This window comes from Pseudomonas sp. P5_152 (genome assembly GCF_033989915.1).
Classification (GTDB): domain Bacteria; phylum Pseudomonadota; class Gammaproteobacteria; order Pseudomonadales; family Pseudomonadaceae; genus Aquipseudomonas.
In genome coordinates, this window is the sequence record NZ_JASFAH010000002.1 from 798018 (window position 1) to 815179 (window position 17162).

Annotated in this window: 13 protein-coding genes and 1 pseudogene; 7 read left to right on the forward strand and 7 right to left on the reverse strand. The window is 61.2% G+C overall.

Going from position 1 to position 17162, the window contains the following annotated elements; genetic code table 11:
- Positions 1 to 71 precede the first annotated feature (71 nt).
- Positions 72 to 872, forward strand: a complete 801-nt coding sequence (locus QMK50_RS03460) for a MipA/OmpV family protein (RefSeq protein WP_320332552.1) — start codon at positions 72 to 74, stop codon at positions 870 to 872.
- A 353-nt stretch (positions 873 to 1225) separates the two neighbouring features.
- Here the strand turns inward: QMK50_RS03460 and QMK50_RS03465 are convergent, their stop codons facing one another.
- From QMK50_RS03465 to QMK50_RS03475, 3 genes are all read right to left on the reverse strand, one after another.
- Positions 1226 to 2512: an ATP-binding protein gene (locus QMK50_RS03465; protein WP_320332553.1), complete on the reverse strand. Its 1287-nt coding sequence runs from the start codon at positions 2510 to 2512 to the stop codon at positions 1226 to 1228.
- Entirely contained in the window at positions 2513 to 3220 is a 708-nt protein-coding gene (locus QMK50_RS03470; RefSeq protein WP_320332554.1) for a winged helix-turn-helix domain-containing protein, read from the reverse strand. It lies immediately after the preceding gene.
- Between the two features lie 174 nt (positions 3221 to 3394).
- Positions 3395 to 4003, reverse strand: coding sequence for a tRNA-(ms[2]io[6]A)-hydroxylase (locus tag QMK50_RS03475; protein ID WP_159996763.1), 609 nt, complete (start codon positions 4001 to 4003; stop codon positions 3395 to 3397).
- Between the two features lie 224 nt (positions 4004 to 4227).
- On the opposite strand from QMK50_RS03475, the gene QMK50_RS03480 reads away from it, so the two are divergent.
- Positions 4228 to 5094: a universal stress protein gene (locus tag QMK50_RS03480; RefSeq protein WP_159996765.1), complete on the forward strand. Its 867-nt coding sequence runs from the start codon at positions 4228 to 4230 to the stop codon at positions 5092 to 5094.
- 66 nt (positions 5095 to 5160) lie between these two features.
- On the opposite strand, the gene QMK50_RS03485 is transcribed toward QMK50_RS03480, so the two are convergent.
- Positions 5161 to 5631 carry a DUF1289 domain-containing protein gene (locus QMK50_RS03485; RefSeq protein WP_159996767.1) on the reverse strand — a complete coding sequence of 157 codons (471 nt, stop codon included), beginning with the start codon at positions 5629 to 5631 and terminating at the stop codon, positions 5161 to 5163.
- A 406-nt stretch (positions 5632 to 6037) separates the two neighbouring features.
- Between QMK50_RS03485 and acnB the strand changes: the two genes are divergently transcribed.
- Complete coding sequence (acnB, locus tag QMK50_RS03490) at positions 6038 to 8638, forward strand: bifunctional aconitate hydratase 2/2-methylisocitrate dehydratase (protein ID WP_095171427.1); 2601 nt, start codon at positions 6038 to 6040, stop codon at positions 8636 to 8638.
- Positions 8639 to 8819: 181 nt separating this feature from the next.
- Here the strand turns inward: acnB and QMK50_RS03495 are convergent, their stop codons facing one another.
- A complete protein-coding gene (locus QMK50_RS03495) occupies positions 8820 to 10100 on the reverse strand; it encodes a serine/threonine transporter (RefSeq protein WP_095171428.1) in 1281 nt (426 codons plus the stop codon).
- Positions 10101 to 10415: 315 nt separating this feature from the next.
- Here QMK50_RS03495 and QMK50_RS03500 point away from each other — a divergent pair, with 315 nt between their 5' ends.
- The 3 genes from QMK50_RS03500 (at position 10416) to QMK50_RS03510 (ending at position 13400) form a co-directional block, all read left to right on the forward strand.
- A complete protein-coding gene (locus QMK50_RS03500) occupies positions 10416 to 11381 on the forward strand; it encodes a 2-hydroxyacid dehydrogenase (RefSeq protein WP_320332555.1) in 966 nt (321 codons plus the stop codon).
- 144 nt (positions 11382 to 11525) lie between these two features.
- The gene (locus tag QMK50_RS03505; RefSeq protein WP_159996783.1) at positions 11526 to 12593 is read left to right on the forward strand and encodes a phosphotransferase family protein; all 1068 of its coding nucleotides are present in this window, start codon (positions 11526 to 11528) and stop codon (positions 12591 to 12593) included.
- A 39-nt stretch (positions 12594 to 12632) separates the two neighbouring features.
- Positions 12633 to 13400, forward strand: a complete 768-nt coding sequence (locus QMK50_RS03510; RefSeq protein WP_320332556.1) for an SDR family oxidoreductase — start codon at positions 12633 to 12635, stop codon at positions 13398 to 13400.
- 440 nt (positions 13401 to 13840) lie between these two features.
- Here QMK50_RS03510 and QMK50_RS03515 read toward each other — a convergent pair whose 3' ends face one another.
- Together QMK50_RS03515 and QMK50_RS03520 are read right to left on the reverse strand one after the other, a co-directional pair.
- Positions 13841 to 15274 carry an FAD/NAD(P)-binding protein gene (locus tag QMK50_RS03515; RefSeq protein WP_320332557.1) on the reverse strand — a complete coding sequence of 478 codons (1434 nt, stop codon included), beginning with the start codon at positions 15272 to 15274 and terminating at the stop codon, positions 13841 to 13843.
- 63 nt (positions 15275 to 15337) lie between these two features.
- Positions 15338 to 15901 carry an XRE family transcriptional regulator gene (locus tag QMK50_RS03520; protein ID WP_320332558.1) on the reverse strand — a complete coding sequence of 188 codons (564 nt, stop codon included), beginning with the start codon at positions 15899 to 15901 and terminating at the stop codon, positions 15338 to 15340.
- Here QMK50_RS03520 and QMK50_RS03525 point away from each other — a divergent pair.
- Positions 15896 to 16905: pseudogene (locus tag QMK50_RS03525) on the forward strand (DMT family transporter). The gene QMK50_RS03520 and the pseudogene QMK50_RS03525 overlap by 6 nt on opposite strands.
- Positions 16906 to 17162: the final 257 nt, after the last annotated feature.

Consider the following 17162-nt stretch of genomic DNA (forward strand, 5'->3'; position numbering starts at 1 on the left):
ACAAAGCTGTCAAAGATTGCCTGAGTTCGCGCGCCTAGCATGGCGGCATCCTAATTTCCCCTGGGTGCCCCATGTCTTCCCTGAACAACCGCAAGTGCCTGTGCCTCGTCCTCACCTCCTTCGGCCTGTTGATCGGCGCCGAGCCGTTGCCTGCCGACGACTGGCACGCCAGTGTGCACACCGGCATCGCCAACCTGCCCCGCTACAGCGGCAGCGACGAGCGGGTCAGTGCACCGCTGCTGGGTGTGCAGATCACTAGCCCTCATGGGTTCTTCCTGGACAGCGACAAGGGTTTGGGCTGGGCCTTTGACGAGGACGACTTTGGCCTGAGCCTGTATGTCGGCGCCAGTGATGCGCGCAAGGACCGCAAATCGCAGTTCCACGGCAGCGACGCGCTCAACGGCATGGGTTCGATCCAATCGCGCCCGGTGTTCGGCCTTGAGGCCACCTACCCCTTGGGCGAAGCCATCCTTGGCGCGACCTTCGAACACGCGCTGGAAAAGGACGACGAACATGACACCGGCTCGGCCTACAACCACCTGAAGTTGAGCATCAGCGCCCCGCTGTACAAGGGTGCCTACGGCGAGTTGCTGGGCAGTCTCAACAGTCAGTTCGGTGACAGCAACTATGTGCGCACCTGGTATGGGGTCAGCACCAAACAGGCTTCGCGCAGCCAATTTCGCGCCCACGACACCCACGCTGGGCTGGTCAGTCGCGGCGCGGACCTCAGTTGGTCCCTGCCGATCGATGAGCAATGGAGCGTGTCCACGGTGCTGGCGCTGCAGTACCTCAACGGCGATGCCGCCGACAGCCCACTGGTCGAGCGACGGTGGCAGACGACTGTGGCTGGGCAGGTGGTGTACAGCTTTTGAGGGGCGCAGCCATTGTGGCAGTTGGCTTGCTCGCGATGAGCTGGAGAGCGCCGCGGGTATCCTGAATGTACGTGTAATCGTTGACGACCATCGCGAGCAAGCTCGCTCCTACAAGGGCTGCTGTCGCTCACAGTTTTGTGTTGTGGCAGCTGGTTTGTCAGTGAAGAATCGCAACCCGAGATACGCCAGAGATCCTGTGGGAGCGAGCTTGCTCGCGATGAGCTGGAGAGCGCTGCGGGCATCCTGAATGTACGTGTAATCGTTGACGACCATCGCGAGCAAGCTCGCTCCCACAGGGGTTGCTGTCGCTCACAGTCTTGTGTTGTGAACACCGTCATTGTGGGGTTTGCTGGTTAATCCAGGTGCGCCCAGGTCATGCGAAACGACGCGCCGCCCCATGGCGAGTCCGTCACGTGCACGTGCCCGCCATGGGATTGCGACACTCGCCGCACCAGTGCCAGCCCCAGGCCGAAGCCTCCTGTGCGGCGGTCGCGGCTGGCGTCCAGGCGCGAGAACGGTTCGAAGATCTTCTCCCGCCCTTCCACCGGCACGCCGGGGCCATCGTCATTGACCCGCACTTCATAGTGATCGCCGTTACGCACCAACGACACTTCCACCCGCTGCTCGGCATACCGAATGGCGTTGCGCAGCAGGTTGATCACCGCCCGGGCCATGAAGCGCGGCTCCAGGCGCACTTGCGCTAGCTGGCACTCGACGATCAGCAACTGCACCCCGGCCGCTTCGGCCTCCAGCGCTACACTGCCGACCACGCTGTCGAGCCAGTTGTTGGCCTGGATGTTTTCCCGGCTGATGACCGTCGCGCCGCGCTCCAGGCTGGCGTAGGTCAACAGCTCGGAGACCATCTCCTCCAGCTCGCCGAGGTCGGCATACATGTCGGCGATCAGCGCCTTGTTGGCACTCGGATCAGCCTGCTGCCTGAGCTGGTCCAGTTCGAACGACAGTCGCGCAATCGGCGTGCGCAGTTCATGAGACACCGCGTTGGTCAGCTCGCGCTGGTTGGCGATCAGGCCTTCGATGCGCGCCGCCATCTGGTTGAAGTGTTCGGCCAGGTCACGAATGTTCGAGCGCTTGGACAACTGGATCCGCGCCGTCAGGTCATTGTCGCCAAAGCGCTCGGCGGCCAGACGCAGTTTTTCCAGGTCACGCCAGTGCGGGCGGACCCAGAAGATCAGCACGATGCCCAGCAACACCCCGAGCATGCTGTAGGCCAGGAGCATGTAGATGGTGGTGCGGCTGGGCTCCTCCGGCAGCTTGATGCTCAGCAGTTGCTCGCCGTCGTCGATGCGCGAGATGAACTGGGTGTATGTGTCGCGGACCACCATCAGGTTATCCGCCAGCTCAGCCCGCTCGGTGTCGCTCAGCGCCAACTCGGCCGGCTCGACCAACTGCAGGCGCAGGCCGTAATGGGGTCGCAGTTTTTCCAGTTGCGCCTGGCGGCCCGGCCCATCCAGCTCACGCAGTTGCTCCACCAGAGAATAGGCGGGCCCGCGCACCGCCTCGCGGTTATAGGTTTTCAGGTCACCGTCGAGGACCGCGGTAAAGGTCCGGTCCACCACCTCGATGGCCGCCACCAGACCAATCGCCAGCACCAGGAACAGGCCAAAGAACAGACGCAGCATCTAGAGCTCCCAGGCAAACGGATTGAACAGGTAGCCCTTGCCCCACACGGTCTTGATGCACACCGGCTCGCGCGGGTTGTCCTTGAGCTTGGCCCGCAGCTTGCTGATGTACACGTCGACGCTGCGGTTGAGGCCGTCGAAGGCAATGCCACGCATGCGGTTGAGGATGTCGTCCCGGGACAGGGTCTTGCCGGCCGAGCTCGCCAGCAACCACAGCAACTCGAACTCCATGGTGGTCAGTTCGATCAGCTCGCCGGCCAGGCGCACTTCGCGGCAACTGCGATCGATCAGCAGCCCGCCGAACTCCAGCGAACCGCGCACCGTGCTTTCCGGGACCTGGCGGCGTTGCAGGGCACGCAGGCGGGCCAGTAGCACCGGTGGTTTGATCGGTTTGATCACATAGTCGTCGGCACCGGACTCCAGGCCGAGGATGTGGTCGAGGTCATCCTCCTTGGCAGTGAGGATGACGATGGGGGTATCGGACAGGCTGCGGATCTCGCGACACAGGTGCAGCCCGCTCTGGCCCGGCAGCATCAGGTCGAGTACGACCATCTTCGGCTTGAACTCGATGAACGCGGCCAGGGCCAGGTCGCCGCGATACACCTGCCGCACTTCGAAGCCGTGCTGGGACAGGAAGTAGGCGATCAGCCCGGAGAGCTTTTCGTCGTCTTCCACCAGCAATACTTTGCCAAAACCCAGGTTATCCATAACGACCGTCGACCACGCCTTGAGTGAAGGGGTCGCATTATGGCGCCAATCGGCGGCGGGACGCAGACGACAGACGGCAAAAACCGCCCTTGGCGGACGGTTTTCAGTGATCTTTCATACTCTTAAGAGTTTTTAACAATTGCCCCGGGTTCTTTGACAATTACCCGGCGGGTGTCAGGCGGCGGCCGGGACACCACTGTGGAAGCGAAATTCGACGTCCGGCGACTCGATCAACTCCTGCTCGGCAGCGCGGACCCGCTCGATTACCTGGGCAATGTCCTTGGCGTCGCCGTACTGGTAGGCCAGCTTCAGGTATCCCTGGAAGTGCCGGGCTTCGCTTTTCAGCAGGCCAAAGTAGAACTTGCCCAGTTCCTCGTCCAGGTGCGGCACCAGTGCCTCGAATCGCTCGCAACTGCGCGCTTCGATAAAGGCCCCGACCACCAGGGTGTCCACCAGTTTGACCGGCTCGTGGCTGCGCACCACCTTGCGCAGGCCCGAGGCGTAACGCCCGGCTGACAGCTGGCGCAGCGCGATCTTGCGCTTCTTCATCAGGCGCATGACCTGCTCGTGGTGCACCAGTTCTTCACGGGCCAGGCGCGACATCAGGTTGATCAGGTCAACATGGGAGTGGTACTTGGCAATCAGGCTCAACGCTGTGCTGGCGGCCTTGAACTCGCAGTTCTTGTGGTCGATCAGCAGGGTTTCCTGATCGGCCAGCGCCGCCTGAACCCAACCGTCCGGCGTCCGGCAACCAAGGAACTCGTGAATCTCGGGAAGGATCATTGGCTCACTTCCGACAGTTCAACAGGACCATGGGGCAGGACGGCGAGGATTTCAGGGATCGATGACATGGGGCTCACGGGCAAAAGGTTCAAAGCGAGGCGCGATTATACCGGGCTGCCGGCAGACCACCAGTCGCTGCACTTGATATGCATCAAGGCCCTGGATCACCACCAGCATCTATAGTTGTTCAACACGCTTATTTTTTGTCATCGGAGATCCTGACCATGCAAGACATCCGCAGCATTCTGGTGGTGATTGAGCCCTCCCCCGACGAAAGCCTGGCGCTCAAGCGCGCCAAGTTGATCGCCGGGGTCACCCAGGCGCACCTGCATTTGCTGATTTGCGATAAAAAGCATGATCACTCGGCACTGTTGAGCGTGCTCAAGGCCAGTCTGGTGGGCGAAGGCCATAGCGTTACCACCGAGCAAGCCTGGAACGAAACCGTGCACGACACTATCGTCGAAGTGCAGCAGGCCGAAGGCTGCGGGTTGGTGGTCAAGCAGCACTTTGCCGACAATCCGCTGAAAAAATTCCTCCTGACCCCGGACGACTGGAAGCTGCTGCGCCAGTGCCCGAGCCCGGTGCTACTGGTGAAAACCGCCAAACCCTGGACCGGCGGGACTATCCTTGCGGCCATCGATGTGGGGAACAACGACCCCGAACATCGGGTATTGCACGCCACCATCGTCGATCATGGGTTCGACATCGCTCACCTGGCCAAGGCCCAACTGCATGTGATCACCGCGCATCCGTCGCCGATGCTGTCGGCCGCCGACCCGGTGTTCCAGCTCAAGGAAACCATCGAGGCGCGCTATCGCGAAGACTGCAAGGCGTTCCAGGCCGAGTTCGACATCGATGACGAGCACCTGCATGTCGAGGAAGGCCCGGCCGATGTATTGATTCCGCACATGGCCCACAAGCTGCAGGCGGCGGTGACGGTGATCGGCAGCGTGGCGCGCAGCGGATTCTCGGGGGCGTTGATCGGCAATACCGCGGAAGTGGTGCTCGACTCGCTGGAAAGCGACGTGCTGGTGCTCAAGCCGCAGGAGATCATGGATCACCTGGAGGAATTGGCGTCTAGCGAGACCTGATGAGGCGCCTTCGCTGGTGAGCCAACTCCACCTTGGGCGTCGGCTTGCCGGCGAGGTTTTTTTAACCTAGCCGCCAAATACATCCTTGAGAAAACCCGGGGCGATGTAGCGCTGGTAATGCGCCTCGGACAAAAGGAAAAATTCCCGATCAATGGCATCACGCAGCTCCGGCAGGTTCCACTCGCGAAACTCCGGCAGCAGCACCATCCCATAGGCCTCCAGGTTGTTGATCACCCGCGCCCCACGGGCAATCAACTGATAGGCCCAGCAATATTCCGACTGATGGGGCACAAAGCGGATTTTTCGTGATTCCAGCTGCTCGCGCAGGCGCTTGGCATCGAAAATTTCCAGCTTGCCGGCCATCACCTGCACCAGCAACTGCTCAAGACGCAGCCACACAGCGCGTTTTTCTTCCTCGTTGTAACCGTTCCAATGGATCACTTCATGGTGGAAACGCTTGCAACCACGGCACACCAGATCCCCGTAAACAGTGGAGCAGAGGCCGATGCAGGGGGTCTTGATAGTCTGATTGGGCATAGGTAGGCAGGACGCGAGAAAGCAGGACAGGCCGGCATGTTAGCCCTTTGTCTAACATTCATCACCCCTCAAAGTTCAGGGTCGAACTTACCTTTAATTTTTTTTTGCCGTAGAATCAGCCAGCCTTTTTAGGCGCCAATGTCCGTTAGAAGCTGTTTTCAAAGCGTCACGAGCACAGTCGTTCCTTCAGAGCGGTGTTGGCGAAGGGTTTTTCAGCGGTGAAAAACCTTGCGCCAACCCTCATCAGCTCCCGTTCTGCAGGCGTAAAACTTTGAAAGCAGCTTCTGTAAGGAATTGTCGGTAATTCTGGCTAAGCGGCCCACAACGCCACGCAGCGCATGAGTACGGCAATTTCGGGATGAGCGTCCCGGACACCCATTTGGGACCACTGATGAGGGTAATAACTGTGCTTGAAGCCTACCGCAAACATATCGAAGAGCGCGCAGCACTGGGTATCGTTCCCCAGCCGCTTAACGCCGAACAAACTGCAGGCCTGGTCGAGCTGCTGAAGAACCCCCCGGCTGGCGAAGAAGCCGTTCTGCTGGACCTGATCACCAATCGCGTTCCACCTGGCGTGGACGAAGCAGCCTATGTCAAGGCTGGTTTCCTGTCCGCCCTGGCCAAGGGCGAAGCCACTTCCCCTCTGATCGACAAAAAACGCGCTGTAGAACTGCTCGGCACCATGCAGGGCGGCTACAACATCGTGACCCTGGTTGACCTGCTCGACGACGCCGAACTGGCCCCGGTCGCTGCCGCCCAACTCAAGCACACCCTGCTGATGTTCGATGCGTTCCACGACGTCGCGGAAAAAGCCAAGAACGGCAACGCACACGCCCAAGGCGTCCTGCAATCCTGGGCTGACGGCGAGTGGTTCAAGAACCGCCCGACCCTGGCCGACAAGATCAGCCTGCGCGTATTCAAGGTCACCGGCGAAACCAACACCGACGACCTGTCCCCTGCACCTGATGCCTGGTCCCGTCCAGACATCCCGTTGCACGCCCTGGCCATGCTGAAAATGGCCCGTGAAGGCATCGAGCCTGACCAGCAAGGCGTCACCGGCCCGATGAAGCAGATCGAAGAAATGCGCAACGCCGGCTTCCCGATCGCCTACGTCGGCGACGTGGTCGGTACCGGTTCGTCGCGTAAATCGGCTACCAACTCGGTGCTGTGGTTCTTCGGCGACGACGTTCCCTACGTGCCGAACAAGCGCGCTGGCGGTTTCTGCTTCGGCAGCAAGATCGCTCCGATCTTCTACAACACCATGGAAGATGCTGGCGCACTGCCAATCGAATTCGACGTCACCAACATGCACATGGGCGACGTGATCGACCTGTACCCGCATGCTGGCAAAGTCTGCAAGCACGGCACCGACGAAGTCCTGACCACCTTCGAAATGAAGACGCCAGTACTGTTGGACGAAGTTCGCGCTGGCGGCCGTATTCCGCTGATCATCGGCCGCGGCCTGACCGAAAAAGCACGTGCCGAACTGGGCCTGCCACCTTCGGACCTGTTCAAGAAGCCTGAAGCACCTGCCGAAAGCACCAAGGGTTTCACCCTGGCGCAGAAAATGGTCGGCAAGGCATGCGGCGTAGCAGGCGTTCGTCCTGGTACCTACTGCGAGCCGAAGATGACCACCGTCGGCTCCCAGGACACCACCGGTCCAATGACCCGTGACGAACTGAAAGACCTGGCGTGCCTGGGCTTCTCGACCGATCTGGTGATGCAGTCCTTCTGCCACACCGCGGCCTATCCAAAGCCGATCGACGTGACCACCCACCACACCCTGCCTGACTTCATCATGACCCGTGGCGGCGTATCCCTGCGTCCGGGCGACGGCATCATCCACTCGTGGCTGAACCGCATGCTGCTGCCGGACACCGTCGGCACCGGTGGTGACTCCCACACCCGTTTCCCGATGGGCATTTCGTTCCCGGCCGGTTCCGGCCTGGTAGCGTTCGCCGCAGCCACTGGCGTGATGCCACTGGACATGCCGGAATCGATCCTGGTGCGTTTCAAAGGCGAAATGCAACCGGGCGTCACCCTGCGTGACCTGGTTCACGCCATTCCTTACTACGCGATCCAGGCTGGCCTGCTGACCGTAGAGAAGAAAGGCAAGAAGAACGCCTTCTCCGGCCGCATCCTGGAAATCGAAGGCCTGGACAACCTGAGCATCGAACAGGCTTTCGAGCTGTCCGACGCCTCGGCCGAACGTTCGGCTGCCGGTTGCACCATCAAGCTGTCGAAAGAGTCGATCACCGAGTACCTGAGCTCCAACGTCACCCTGCTGCGCTGGATGATCGGCGAAGGCTACGGCGACGCGCGCACCCTGGAACGTCGCGCCCAAGCGATGGAAGCCTGGATTGCCAACCCTGAGCTGATGGTTGCCGATGCTGACGCCGAATACGCGGAAATCATCGAAATCGACCTGAACGAGATCAAGGAGCCAGTTCTCTGCGCGCCGAACGATCCGGACGACGCCCGTCTGCTGTCCAGCGTTGCTGGCGAGAAGATCGACGAAGTGTTCATCGGTTCGTGCATGACCAACATTGGTCACTTCCGCGCTGCCGGTAAGCTGCTGGAGCAGGTCAAGGGTCAGCTGCCAACCCGTCTGTGGCTGTCGCCGCCGACCAAGATGGACGCTCACCAGCTGACCGAAGAAGGCTACTACGGCATCTACGGCAAAGCTGGCGCGCGCATGGAAATGCCGGGCTGCTCGCTGTGCATGGGTAACCAGGCACGTGTAGAGCCGAACTCGACCGTGGTGTCGACTTCGACCCGTAACTTCCCGAACCGTCTGGGTGATGGTGCGAACGTCTACCTGGCTTCGGCCGAGCTGGCGTCCGTGGCTTCGATCCTGGGTCGCTTGCCGACCGTCGAGGAGTACATGGAATACGCTGGCAAGATCGACAGCATGGCGGCCGATGTCTACCGCTACCTGTCTTTCGACCAGATCGCCGAGTTCCGTGAAGCCGCTGCGAACGCCAACATCCCGGTTGTTCAAGCCTAAGGCTTAGTTGTTGTAGAAGACGCCGCGTGTCGTGAGATACGCGGCGTTTTTTTGTGCTCGGGGAATGTGGTGGCTCTTGTGTTGGGGGCATATCCGTTGTTATGCCCCCCACCCCAAGCCAAAAAAAACGGCCAACCCACAAACTGGATCAGCCGCATTCTCTACAAACGAAACAACCAAATCACCCAATAAACGAATAAATCAGCGCTGTAATCGCCACCAACCCTACCGCCGTGACAAACACATTCGACGCCTGACCACGATACCGCGCCATCGCCGGCACCTTACGGATCGCGTACATCGGCATCAGGAACAGGATCGCCGCAATGATCGGCCCACCCAGGGTCTCGATCATGCCCAGGATGCTCGGGTTCAGCGTCGCGACAATCCAGCACACCACCAGCATGAACGCCGCAGTCATGCGGTCCAGGGCCTTGGCACCCGGACGCTTGCCACTTTTCACGATCAACCCCTTGAGGCCTTCACTGGCACCGATGTAGTGACCCAGGAACGACTTGGAGATCGCCACGAACGCAATCAACGGCGCCACGAACGCGATGGTCGGGTTGCTGAAGTGGTTGGCCAGGTACGACAGGATCGACAGGTTCTGCGCCTTGGCTTCGGCCAACTGCGCAGGCGACAGGGTCAATACGCAACTGAAGACGAAGAACAGCACCATCGCCACCATCAACAGGTGAGCGCGGGACAGGATCTGCGAGCTGCGTTCTTCGGCGTGGACGCCATAACGACGCTTCTGGTCTACCGCGAACGCCGAGATGATCGGCGAGTGGTTGAACGAGAAGACCATCACCGGAATCGCCAGCCACAGCGTATGCAGCAACGCCGAAGGCTCTGGCAGGGTGCTAGCAGTACTGAGGATGCCGCCATTCCAGTGCGGAATCAGGAACACCGCCAGGAACAGCAGCGCGACGATGAACGGGTAGACCATCAGGCTCATCGCCTTGACGATCACTTGCTCGCCACAACGTACCACCGCCAGCAGGCCAAGGATCAGCACGAACGACAGGATCGCCCGCGGTGGCGGCATGATGTGCAACTGGTGCTCAAGGAAGCTGCCAACGGTGTTGGTCAAAGCGACGCTGTAGATCAGCAGGATCGGAAAGATCGCGAAGAAGTACAGCAAGGTGATCAGTGCGCCGGCCTTGAGGCCGAAATGCTCTTCGACCACCTCGGTGATGTCGGCGCCCTCGCGACCGGACAACACGAAGCGGGTCAGGCCCCGGTGTGCATAAAAGGTCATGGGGAATGCCAGCAGCGCCAGGATCAACAGCGGCCAGAAACCGCCAACACCTGCGTTGATCGGCAAAAACAAGGTTCCCGCACCAATCGCCGTGCCAAACAGGCCCAGCATCCAGGTGGTGTCATGACGATTCCAGCTAGTGAGGCTTGCTGGTGCCGCCGCTTCATAACGTTCATCAACGCTATTGGCCTGATCATTCATCCGGTCGGATCTCCGCATTCCGGTCACTTGCCACTCGGTCAGGGCGAGTCAGAAAAAGCTGACAGGCAGCGCCCCGGCCGAAACAGGGGCGCGATTGTCCGGGATTAATCAACAGAAGCAAAGACTTAGCTGAGGAGCGGTGGTGCAGATCAGATGATCAGGCGGTTTTTTTCCACTAACCCTGCAAAAAAACCTGCTCGACGGTGCTTTGACGCCACGCAACCCACCCCGCCGAGCCCATTGCCAAACGCTGCGCCAGCCAGCAATCTTCAGCAGTGTGATGTGACCCTCATTCAATGCCTAAAGGAGCCGAGCATGCCCGCAACTGTCCTGGTACTGGTTGAAACCATCAACGACTACCTGCCGATTCTCGAACACCAAGGCTTTCACCTGATCCTCGCCCCCACTCCTACCGAACGCACCCAAGCCATCAACACCTACGGCGGGCAAATCGACGCAGTGCTGACTCGCGGGCCACTGGGTCTGTATGCCGAAGAAATCGCCGCCCTGCCCAACCTGAAGATCATCTGCGTGATCGGCGCCGGCTACGAGCAGGTCGATCTGCAGGCCGCCAGCAACCGGGGCATTCGCGTGACCAATGGTGCGGGGGTCAACGCCTCATCGGTGGCCGACCATGCCATGGCCCTGTTGTTGGCACTGGTGCGTGACATTCCCCGGGCCGATTCGGCAGTGCGCCGCGGCGAATGGCCGAAAATCATGCGCCCCTCCCTCGCCGGCAAGCGCCTGGGCATACTCGGGCTCGGTGCGGTGGGCATGGCTATCGCCAAGCGCGCGGCCAATGGTTTTGACATGAGCGTCAGTTACCACAACCGCCAGGTGCGCAACGACGTGCCCTATGACTTCTGCTCCACCCCCACCGAACTGGCGCGGGCCTCGGACTTTCTGATGGTTTGCACCCCGGGCGGCCTGGGCACCCAGCACCTGATCAACAAGCAGGCGCTGGACGCCCTCGGTCCCCACGGTTTTATCGTCAACATTGCCCGCGCCAGCGTGATCGTCACCAGCGACTTGATCAGCGCCCTGGAGCAGCGCCGGATCGCCGGCGCCGCCCTGGATGTGTTCGATGACGAACCCCAGGTGCCGGATGCGCTCAAGGCCCTGAACAATGTGATCCTCACCCCTCACGTCGCCGGCCTGTCGCCCGAAGCGACCCAGGGCACCGTGGAACTGGTGGGGCAGAACCTGCTGGCGTTCTTCTCCAGTCGCCCGCTGCTGACCCCCATAGAACTGCCACCGGCGGTTCGGCGCGCGCTGCGCTGAAGCACTTTCAAACGCCTGTATCAAAAGCAATGATTAGCCGGCAACACGCTCACCTATAAAGGGCCGCCGTGGTTGTGGGTGCCGGGTGTGCGCATTAGATTAGCCAATAATTCCTGCCATCCAGAATAAGCAGAAGGGATAAGCATGGCGCTTAACGACCAGTCCACCCGTATTCGCGCAGGCGAAGAACTCGATGCCAGCCTGATCGATCCGTACCTCAAGGCCCACATTCCGGGCTTGAGCGGGTTGCCACAGATCAGCCAGTTCCCCGGCGGTGCGTCGAACCTGACGTACCTGCTGGAATACCCCGAGCAGGAATTTGTCCTGCGTCGCCCGCCCTTTGGCCACAAGGCCAAGTCCGCCCATGATATGGGCCGCGAGTTCCGCATCCTCAACCAGCTCAAGGACGGGTTCCCGTACTGCCCCAAAGCCTACGTGCACTGCACCGACGAAGCGGTGATCGGCGCCGAGTTCTATGTAATGGAACGGGTCAAGGGCATCATCCTGCGCTCCGAACTGCCACCGGAGCTGGGCCTGGATGCGACAAAGACCCAGGCACTGTGCAAGAGCTTCATCGACAAGCTCGTCGAGTTGCATGGCGTCGACTACCAGGCCTGTGGCCTGGCCGACCTGGGCAAGCCTGAAGGTTATGTGGCGCGGCAGATTCGTGGCTGGAGCGAGCGCTATGACAAGGCCCTGACCCCGGATGCGCCGAGCTGGGAGGCGGTCAAGGCCTGGCTCAACGACAAGATGCCAGCCGACCACCCGACGTCGAGCATCGTACACAACGACTATCGCTTCGACAACGTGATCCTCGACCCTCACAACCCAATGCAGATCATTGGCGTGCTGGACTGGGAGCTGACCACCCTGGGCGATCCGCTGATGGACCTGGGCAACTCCCTCGCCTACTGGATCGAGGCCGCCGACCCGGCGCCAGTGCAACTGATGCGCCGCCAACCCAGCCATGCCCCCGGCATGCTGACCCGGCGTGAGTTCGTCGATTACTACGCCGAACGCTCAGGCATCCAGATCGACAATTTCGACTTCTACTACACCTACGGGCTGTTCCGCCTGGCCGGTATCGTGCAGCAGATCTACTACCGCTTCTTCCATGGCCAGACCCAGGACAAACGCTTTGCGCAGTTCATCTCGATGAACAAACTGCTGGAGCAGATGAGCCTGCAAGTGATCCACAAATCCAGCCTCTGACCGCCCTTCCGGCGCCACGCCCCCTCACAAGGAAAAACCATGTCCAAGACTCAGTTGTTCGACCTCGACGGCAAGATCGCGTTTGTCTCCGGCGCCAGCCGTGGCATCGGTGAAGCCATTGCCCGGCTGCTGGCTCAGCAAGGCGCCCATGTGATCGTGTCGAGCCGCAAGCTCGAGGGTTGCCAGCACGTGGCCGACGCCATCACCGCCGAAGGCGGCAAGGCTACTGCGATTGCTTGCCACATTGGAGAAATGGAGCAGATCAGCCAGGTCTTTGCCGGGATCCGCGAACAGTTCGGCCGCCTGGATATCCTGGTCAACAATGCGGCCACCAACCCGCAGTTTTGCAACGTGCTGGACACGGACCTGGGGGCCTTCCAGAAAACCGTCGATGTGAATATCCGTGGGTACTTCTTCATGTCGGTGGAAGCCGGCAAGCTGATGCGCGAGAACGGGGGCGGCAGCATCATCAACGTGGCGTCGATCAACGGCATCTCGCCGGGTATCTTCCAGGGCATCTACTCGGTGACCAAGGCCGCGGTGATCAACATGACCAAGGTCTTTGCCAAGGAATGTGCGCAGTTCGGCATTCGTTGCAACGCCCTGCTGCCGGGCCTGACTGACACCAAGTTTGCCTCGGCGCTGGTCAAGAACGACGCGATCCTCAATACCGCACTGCAACAGATCCCGCTCAAGCGCGTGGCTGCGCCGAGTGAAATGGCGGGCGCGGTGCTGTACCTGGCGAGCGATGCGTCCAGCTATACCACTGGGGTTTCGTTGAATGTGGATGGGGGATTTCTGTCTTGACCTGATCTTTTGATCTCGGGTTTTTGGGCATATCCGTTGATGGGGTCAGGCCGGCCTGCTTTGCCTGGTGTACGAATCTCTACTGTAGGAGCGAGCTTGCTCGCGATGATCTCTGCCACACAGCAAATCCCTGGTATGCCCCCAATCCCCGTAGCAGCTGTCGAGCCCGCGAGGCTGCGTTCGAGGACGCAGTCCTCGCCGCCCCTATATCTGCAGGACACGGCGACCCAACCGGCCAATCGCGGGCAAGCCCGCTCCCACAGGGTTGATGTGGTTACAGAATCTGTGAACAGCCAAAATCACTGTAGGAGCGAGCGCCCGCTTGCGGCTTGCTCGCGATGAGGCCAGCACAGTCAACATCGATGCTGCCTGACACACCGCCACCTACTCGTCAAACGTGCGCAGGACTGCTTGCTTGAGCTCCAACAGCGGGGGGCATATCAGCCCCTGCGTACCAAACGCTGCGCCAGCGCCTTGGCCTGGCTTGCCACATCCGTCACCGCGGTACTTTCCCACCACATGCCCCGCAAGGGTGGACCCATGGCGAACAGCCGTTGGGCGACCTGGCCCTGGGCGTCGATCACTGCCCCATCGGCTCGCGCGGCAATCCCCAGGGCCAGCGGCCCCGGCTGGATCAAGCCACGGACCAGCAACTGCCGGGGTAATGGCCGGGCAACCCGGCGCCAGTCGTATTCGATGCCACTGGAGTTGATCAAGGCATCGCCGCCGACCACCGTTATCTCAGACTCGCCGCGTCGCCGCAGCGCCAGGCTGAGCCGACCCTCGTGCGCCGGCAGCAGGCCCTTGAACGACGCTGCGTGAATCCGCAGCCGTCCCTGCTCATGCAAACGGGCCACCAATTTGGCACTCAGGGGTGGCGAACGGTGGTGATGGCTTTCCCACCAGGGCCGCACATGCCGCACGAACTGCCGGCGCTGCACGTCCGTGGCCTGGCTCCACAAGCGCGCGATATGAGCGCGCACGGTGTCCAGCGGCGCTTGCCAGTCGATGCCCTGGGCCAGCGCCGCCCGGCACTGGCGGCGCACCTCGTGAAGCAGTTGTCGGGGGCTGCGGATGTCCGGGTCCAGGGCCAGGAAATCCACCCACTCCGGCGGTTGCCGCCGCACATGCGGCAACAGGCCGTGGCGGGAGAACACTTCGATTGGTCCACGGTGGCCGGCCTGCTCCAATGAGACCACGGCATCGACCATGGTCAGGCCGGAGCCGATGATCATCACTGTCGCGTGCGGATCGAGTTCCGCCATCGCCGCCACGTCCCAGGGATCGAGCGCCGCTGCGTTGATCCCGCTGGAGTGGGTTTGCGGGGTTCTCGCCGCCGGGAACATGCCAGTGGCCAGCACCGCAAACTCACCGCGTAGCCGGCTGCCGTCACTCAAGGTCAACCAGGTCGCCTGGGCATCGACCTGCAGGTCCACCACTTCGCCGCGCACATGCTCGACGCTCGAGCCCTGCAGGGCACCCTGTTCCTGCGCTTGCGCCAGGCGCTGTTGCACATAGACCCCGAACAGCCCCCGCGGCGGGAACAACTCGGCAACCGGCACCGCTTGCTCTGCCGATTCCGGCCAGCCACCGGTGGCGATGAAGGCGCTCAGCCATTGGCTCAGGTCATCGGCATTGTCCGGATCGACGCTCATCCGCGCCGCGTTGCCATTGAGGGTATGGCCCAGTTCGACGGCACTGTAGGCCTCACCACGACCCAATTCGGCGCGCGGTTCGATCACCAGCACCTGGCGTCGGCCCGGCAGGCGCATCAATTGCGCTGCCAGCAGTGCACCACTCAAGCCACCGCCGACAATCAGGATATCGGCGCTACGCAAATCCGGCGGTGTTTGCTCACAGGGAATCTCGCTCATGAATTTCTCATAATTATTTTTAATTCAATGATTTAGATAGCTTTTAGAGAATCTACATGAGGTTTAGATCACCACGTTACGGACAAACCTGACAGCCACGGCGCCATCGTTGCGATAGGCGTGGGTGCGGTCGCTGGCAAAACTGATGAACTCACCGCTCGACAATAGCCGTTCCTCATCGCCCAGCACCACCGTCAGGCAACCCTCGAAGACATACACCTGTTCACTCCAGCCTTCGGCATCCGCTTCCGACAGATAGTTCTCGCCGGGCTCTAGCCGCCATTGCCATAGCTCTACCTCGCGACTGGCGCTGGCCTTGGCCAACAACACCGCCTGGCTGCCGGGGATTGCCCCGGCCCAGGCCAGCTCGTTGATGCGACTGGGGTCACGGGCGTCGGGGGCTTGGACCAAGTCGCTGAAGGCCACGTCCAGCGCTTCGGCAACCCGGTCGAGGGTGGTCAGGCTGACGTTCTTCTCGCCAGCCTCGATGGCTACCAGCATCCGCCGGCTGACCCCGGACTTTTCTGCCAGCGCAGTCTGGCTCAGTTCGGCGGCATGGCGCAGGCGGCGAACATTCTGGCTGACGTGTTGCAGGACGGAGGCGCGTTGGCCATGGTCTTTGTGCACTATATTGCTCACTTTTTTGATTGCGCAGTATACTGCCCAACTGTCGACGCATTGTGCGTCCCACTCAGGAAGCGCGCAAGACCATGACGCCGACACCCCCTTGCAAACCCTCTTCCCCGCGCCTGCGTTTAAGCAAGGCCGAGTGCGTGCTGGTGCTGATCACCATGATCTGGGGCGGCACGTTCCTGCTGGTGCAACACGCCATGACCGTCAGCGGACCGATGTTCTTCGTCGGCCTGCGCTTTGCCGCCGCCGCGTGCCTGGTGGCCCTGTTCTCCTGGCGCAGCTTGCGTGACCTGACCCTGTTCGAGCTCAGGGCGGGGTTCTTCATCGGCGCCGCGATCATGATCGGCTACGGCCTGCAAACAGTCGGCCTGCAGACCATCCCCAGCAGCCAGTCGGCCTTCATCACCGCGCTCTATGTGCCGTTCGTGCCCTTGCTGCAATGGCTGGTGATGGGGCGTCGGCCAGGGCTGATGCCCAGCATCGGCATCATGCTGGCCTTTGCCGGATTGATGCTGATCTGCGGCCCGGCCGGGGCATCGCTGAATTTCAATGCCGGCGAATTGGTGACCTTGATCAGTGCCGTGGCCATCGCCGTCGAGATCATCCTGATCAGCAGCTACGCCGGCCGTGTCGATGTGCGGCGGGTCACGGTGGTGCAACTGGCGACCACCTCGATCCTGGCGCTGCTGATGATTGTACCGACCGGGGAAGTCATTCCCGGATTCTCCTGGTTCCTACTGGCCAGCGCCCTCGGCCTGGGCGCCGCGAGCGCCGCGATTCAACTGGCGATGAACTGGGCACAAAAAAGCGTCTCACCAACGCGCGCGACCTTGATCTACGCCGGCGAGCCAGTGTGGGCCGGGATTGTCGGAAGGATTGCCGGGGAACGGTTGCCAGGATTGGCGCTGGTTGGCGCGGGGTTGATCGTGCTGGCGGTGATTGTCAGTGAGTGGAGGGCCAAGGAAAAGGCTGACGTCGAGGTGCAGGACGCTGTTTAGGCGTTGAAGGCGGCTGCTACGGGGGGTTGGGGTATTGCCCAGATTTGTGGTGTGTGGTGATCGCCATCGCGGGCGAGCCCGCTCCCACAGGGGATACGTTCCAGCCAGGCAAAGCAGGGCGCAACCCTAAGTAGCCATCACCGCAGTAACGGATATGCACATACATCTACCCACCACCGAAACAATGATAAACAGGTAAATTCAGTCTAACTTGTAGGATTCTGCCACAGCTTGGCAGTTGGTGATCCGGGCCTCGG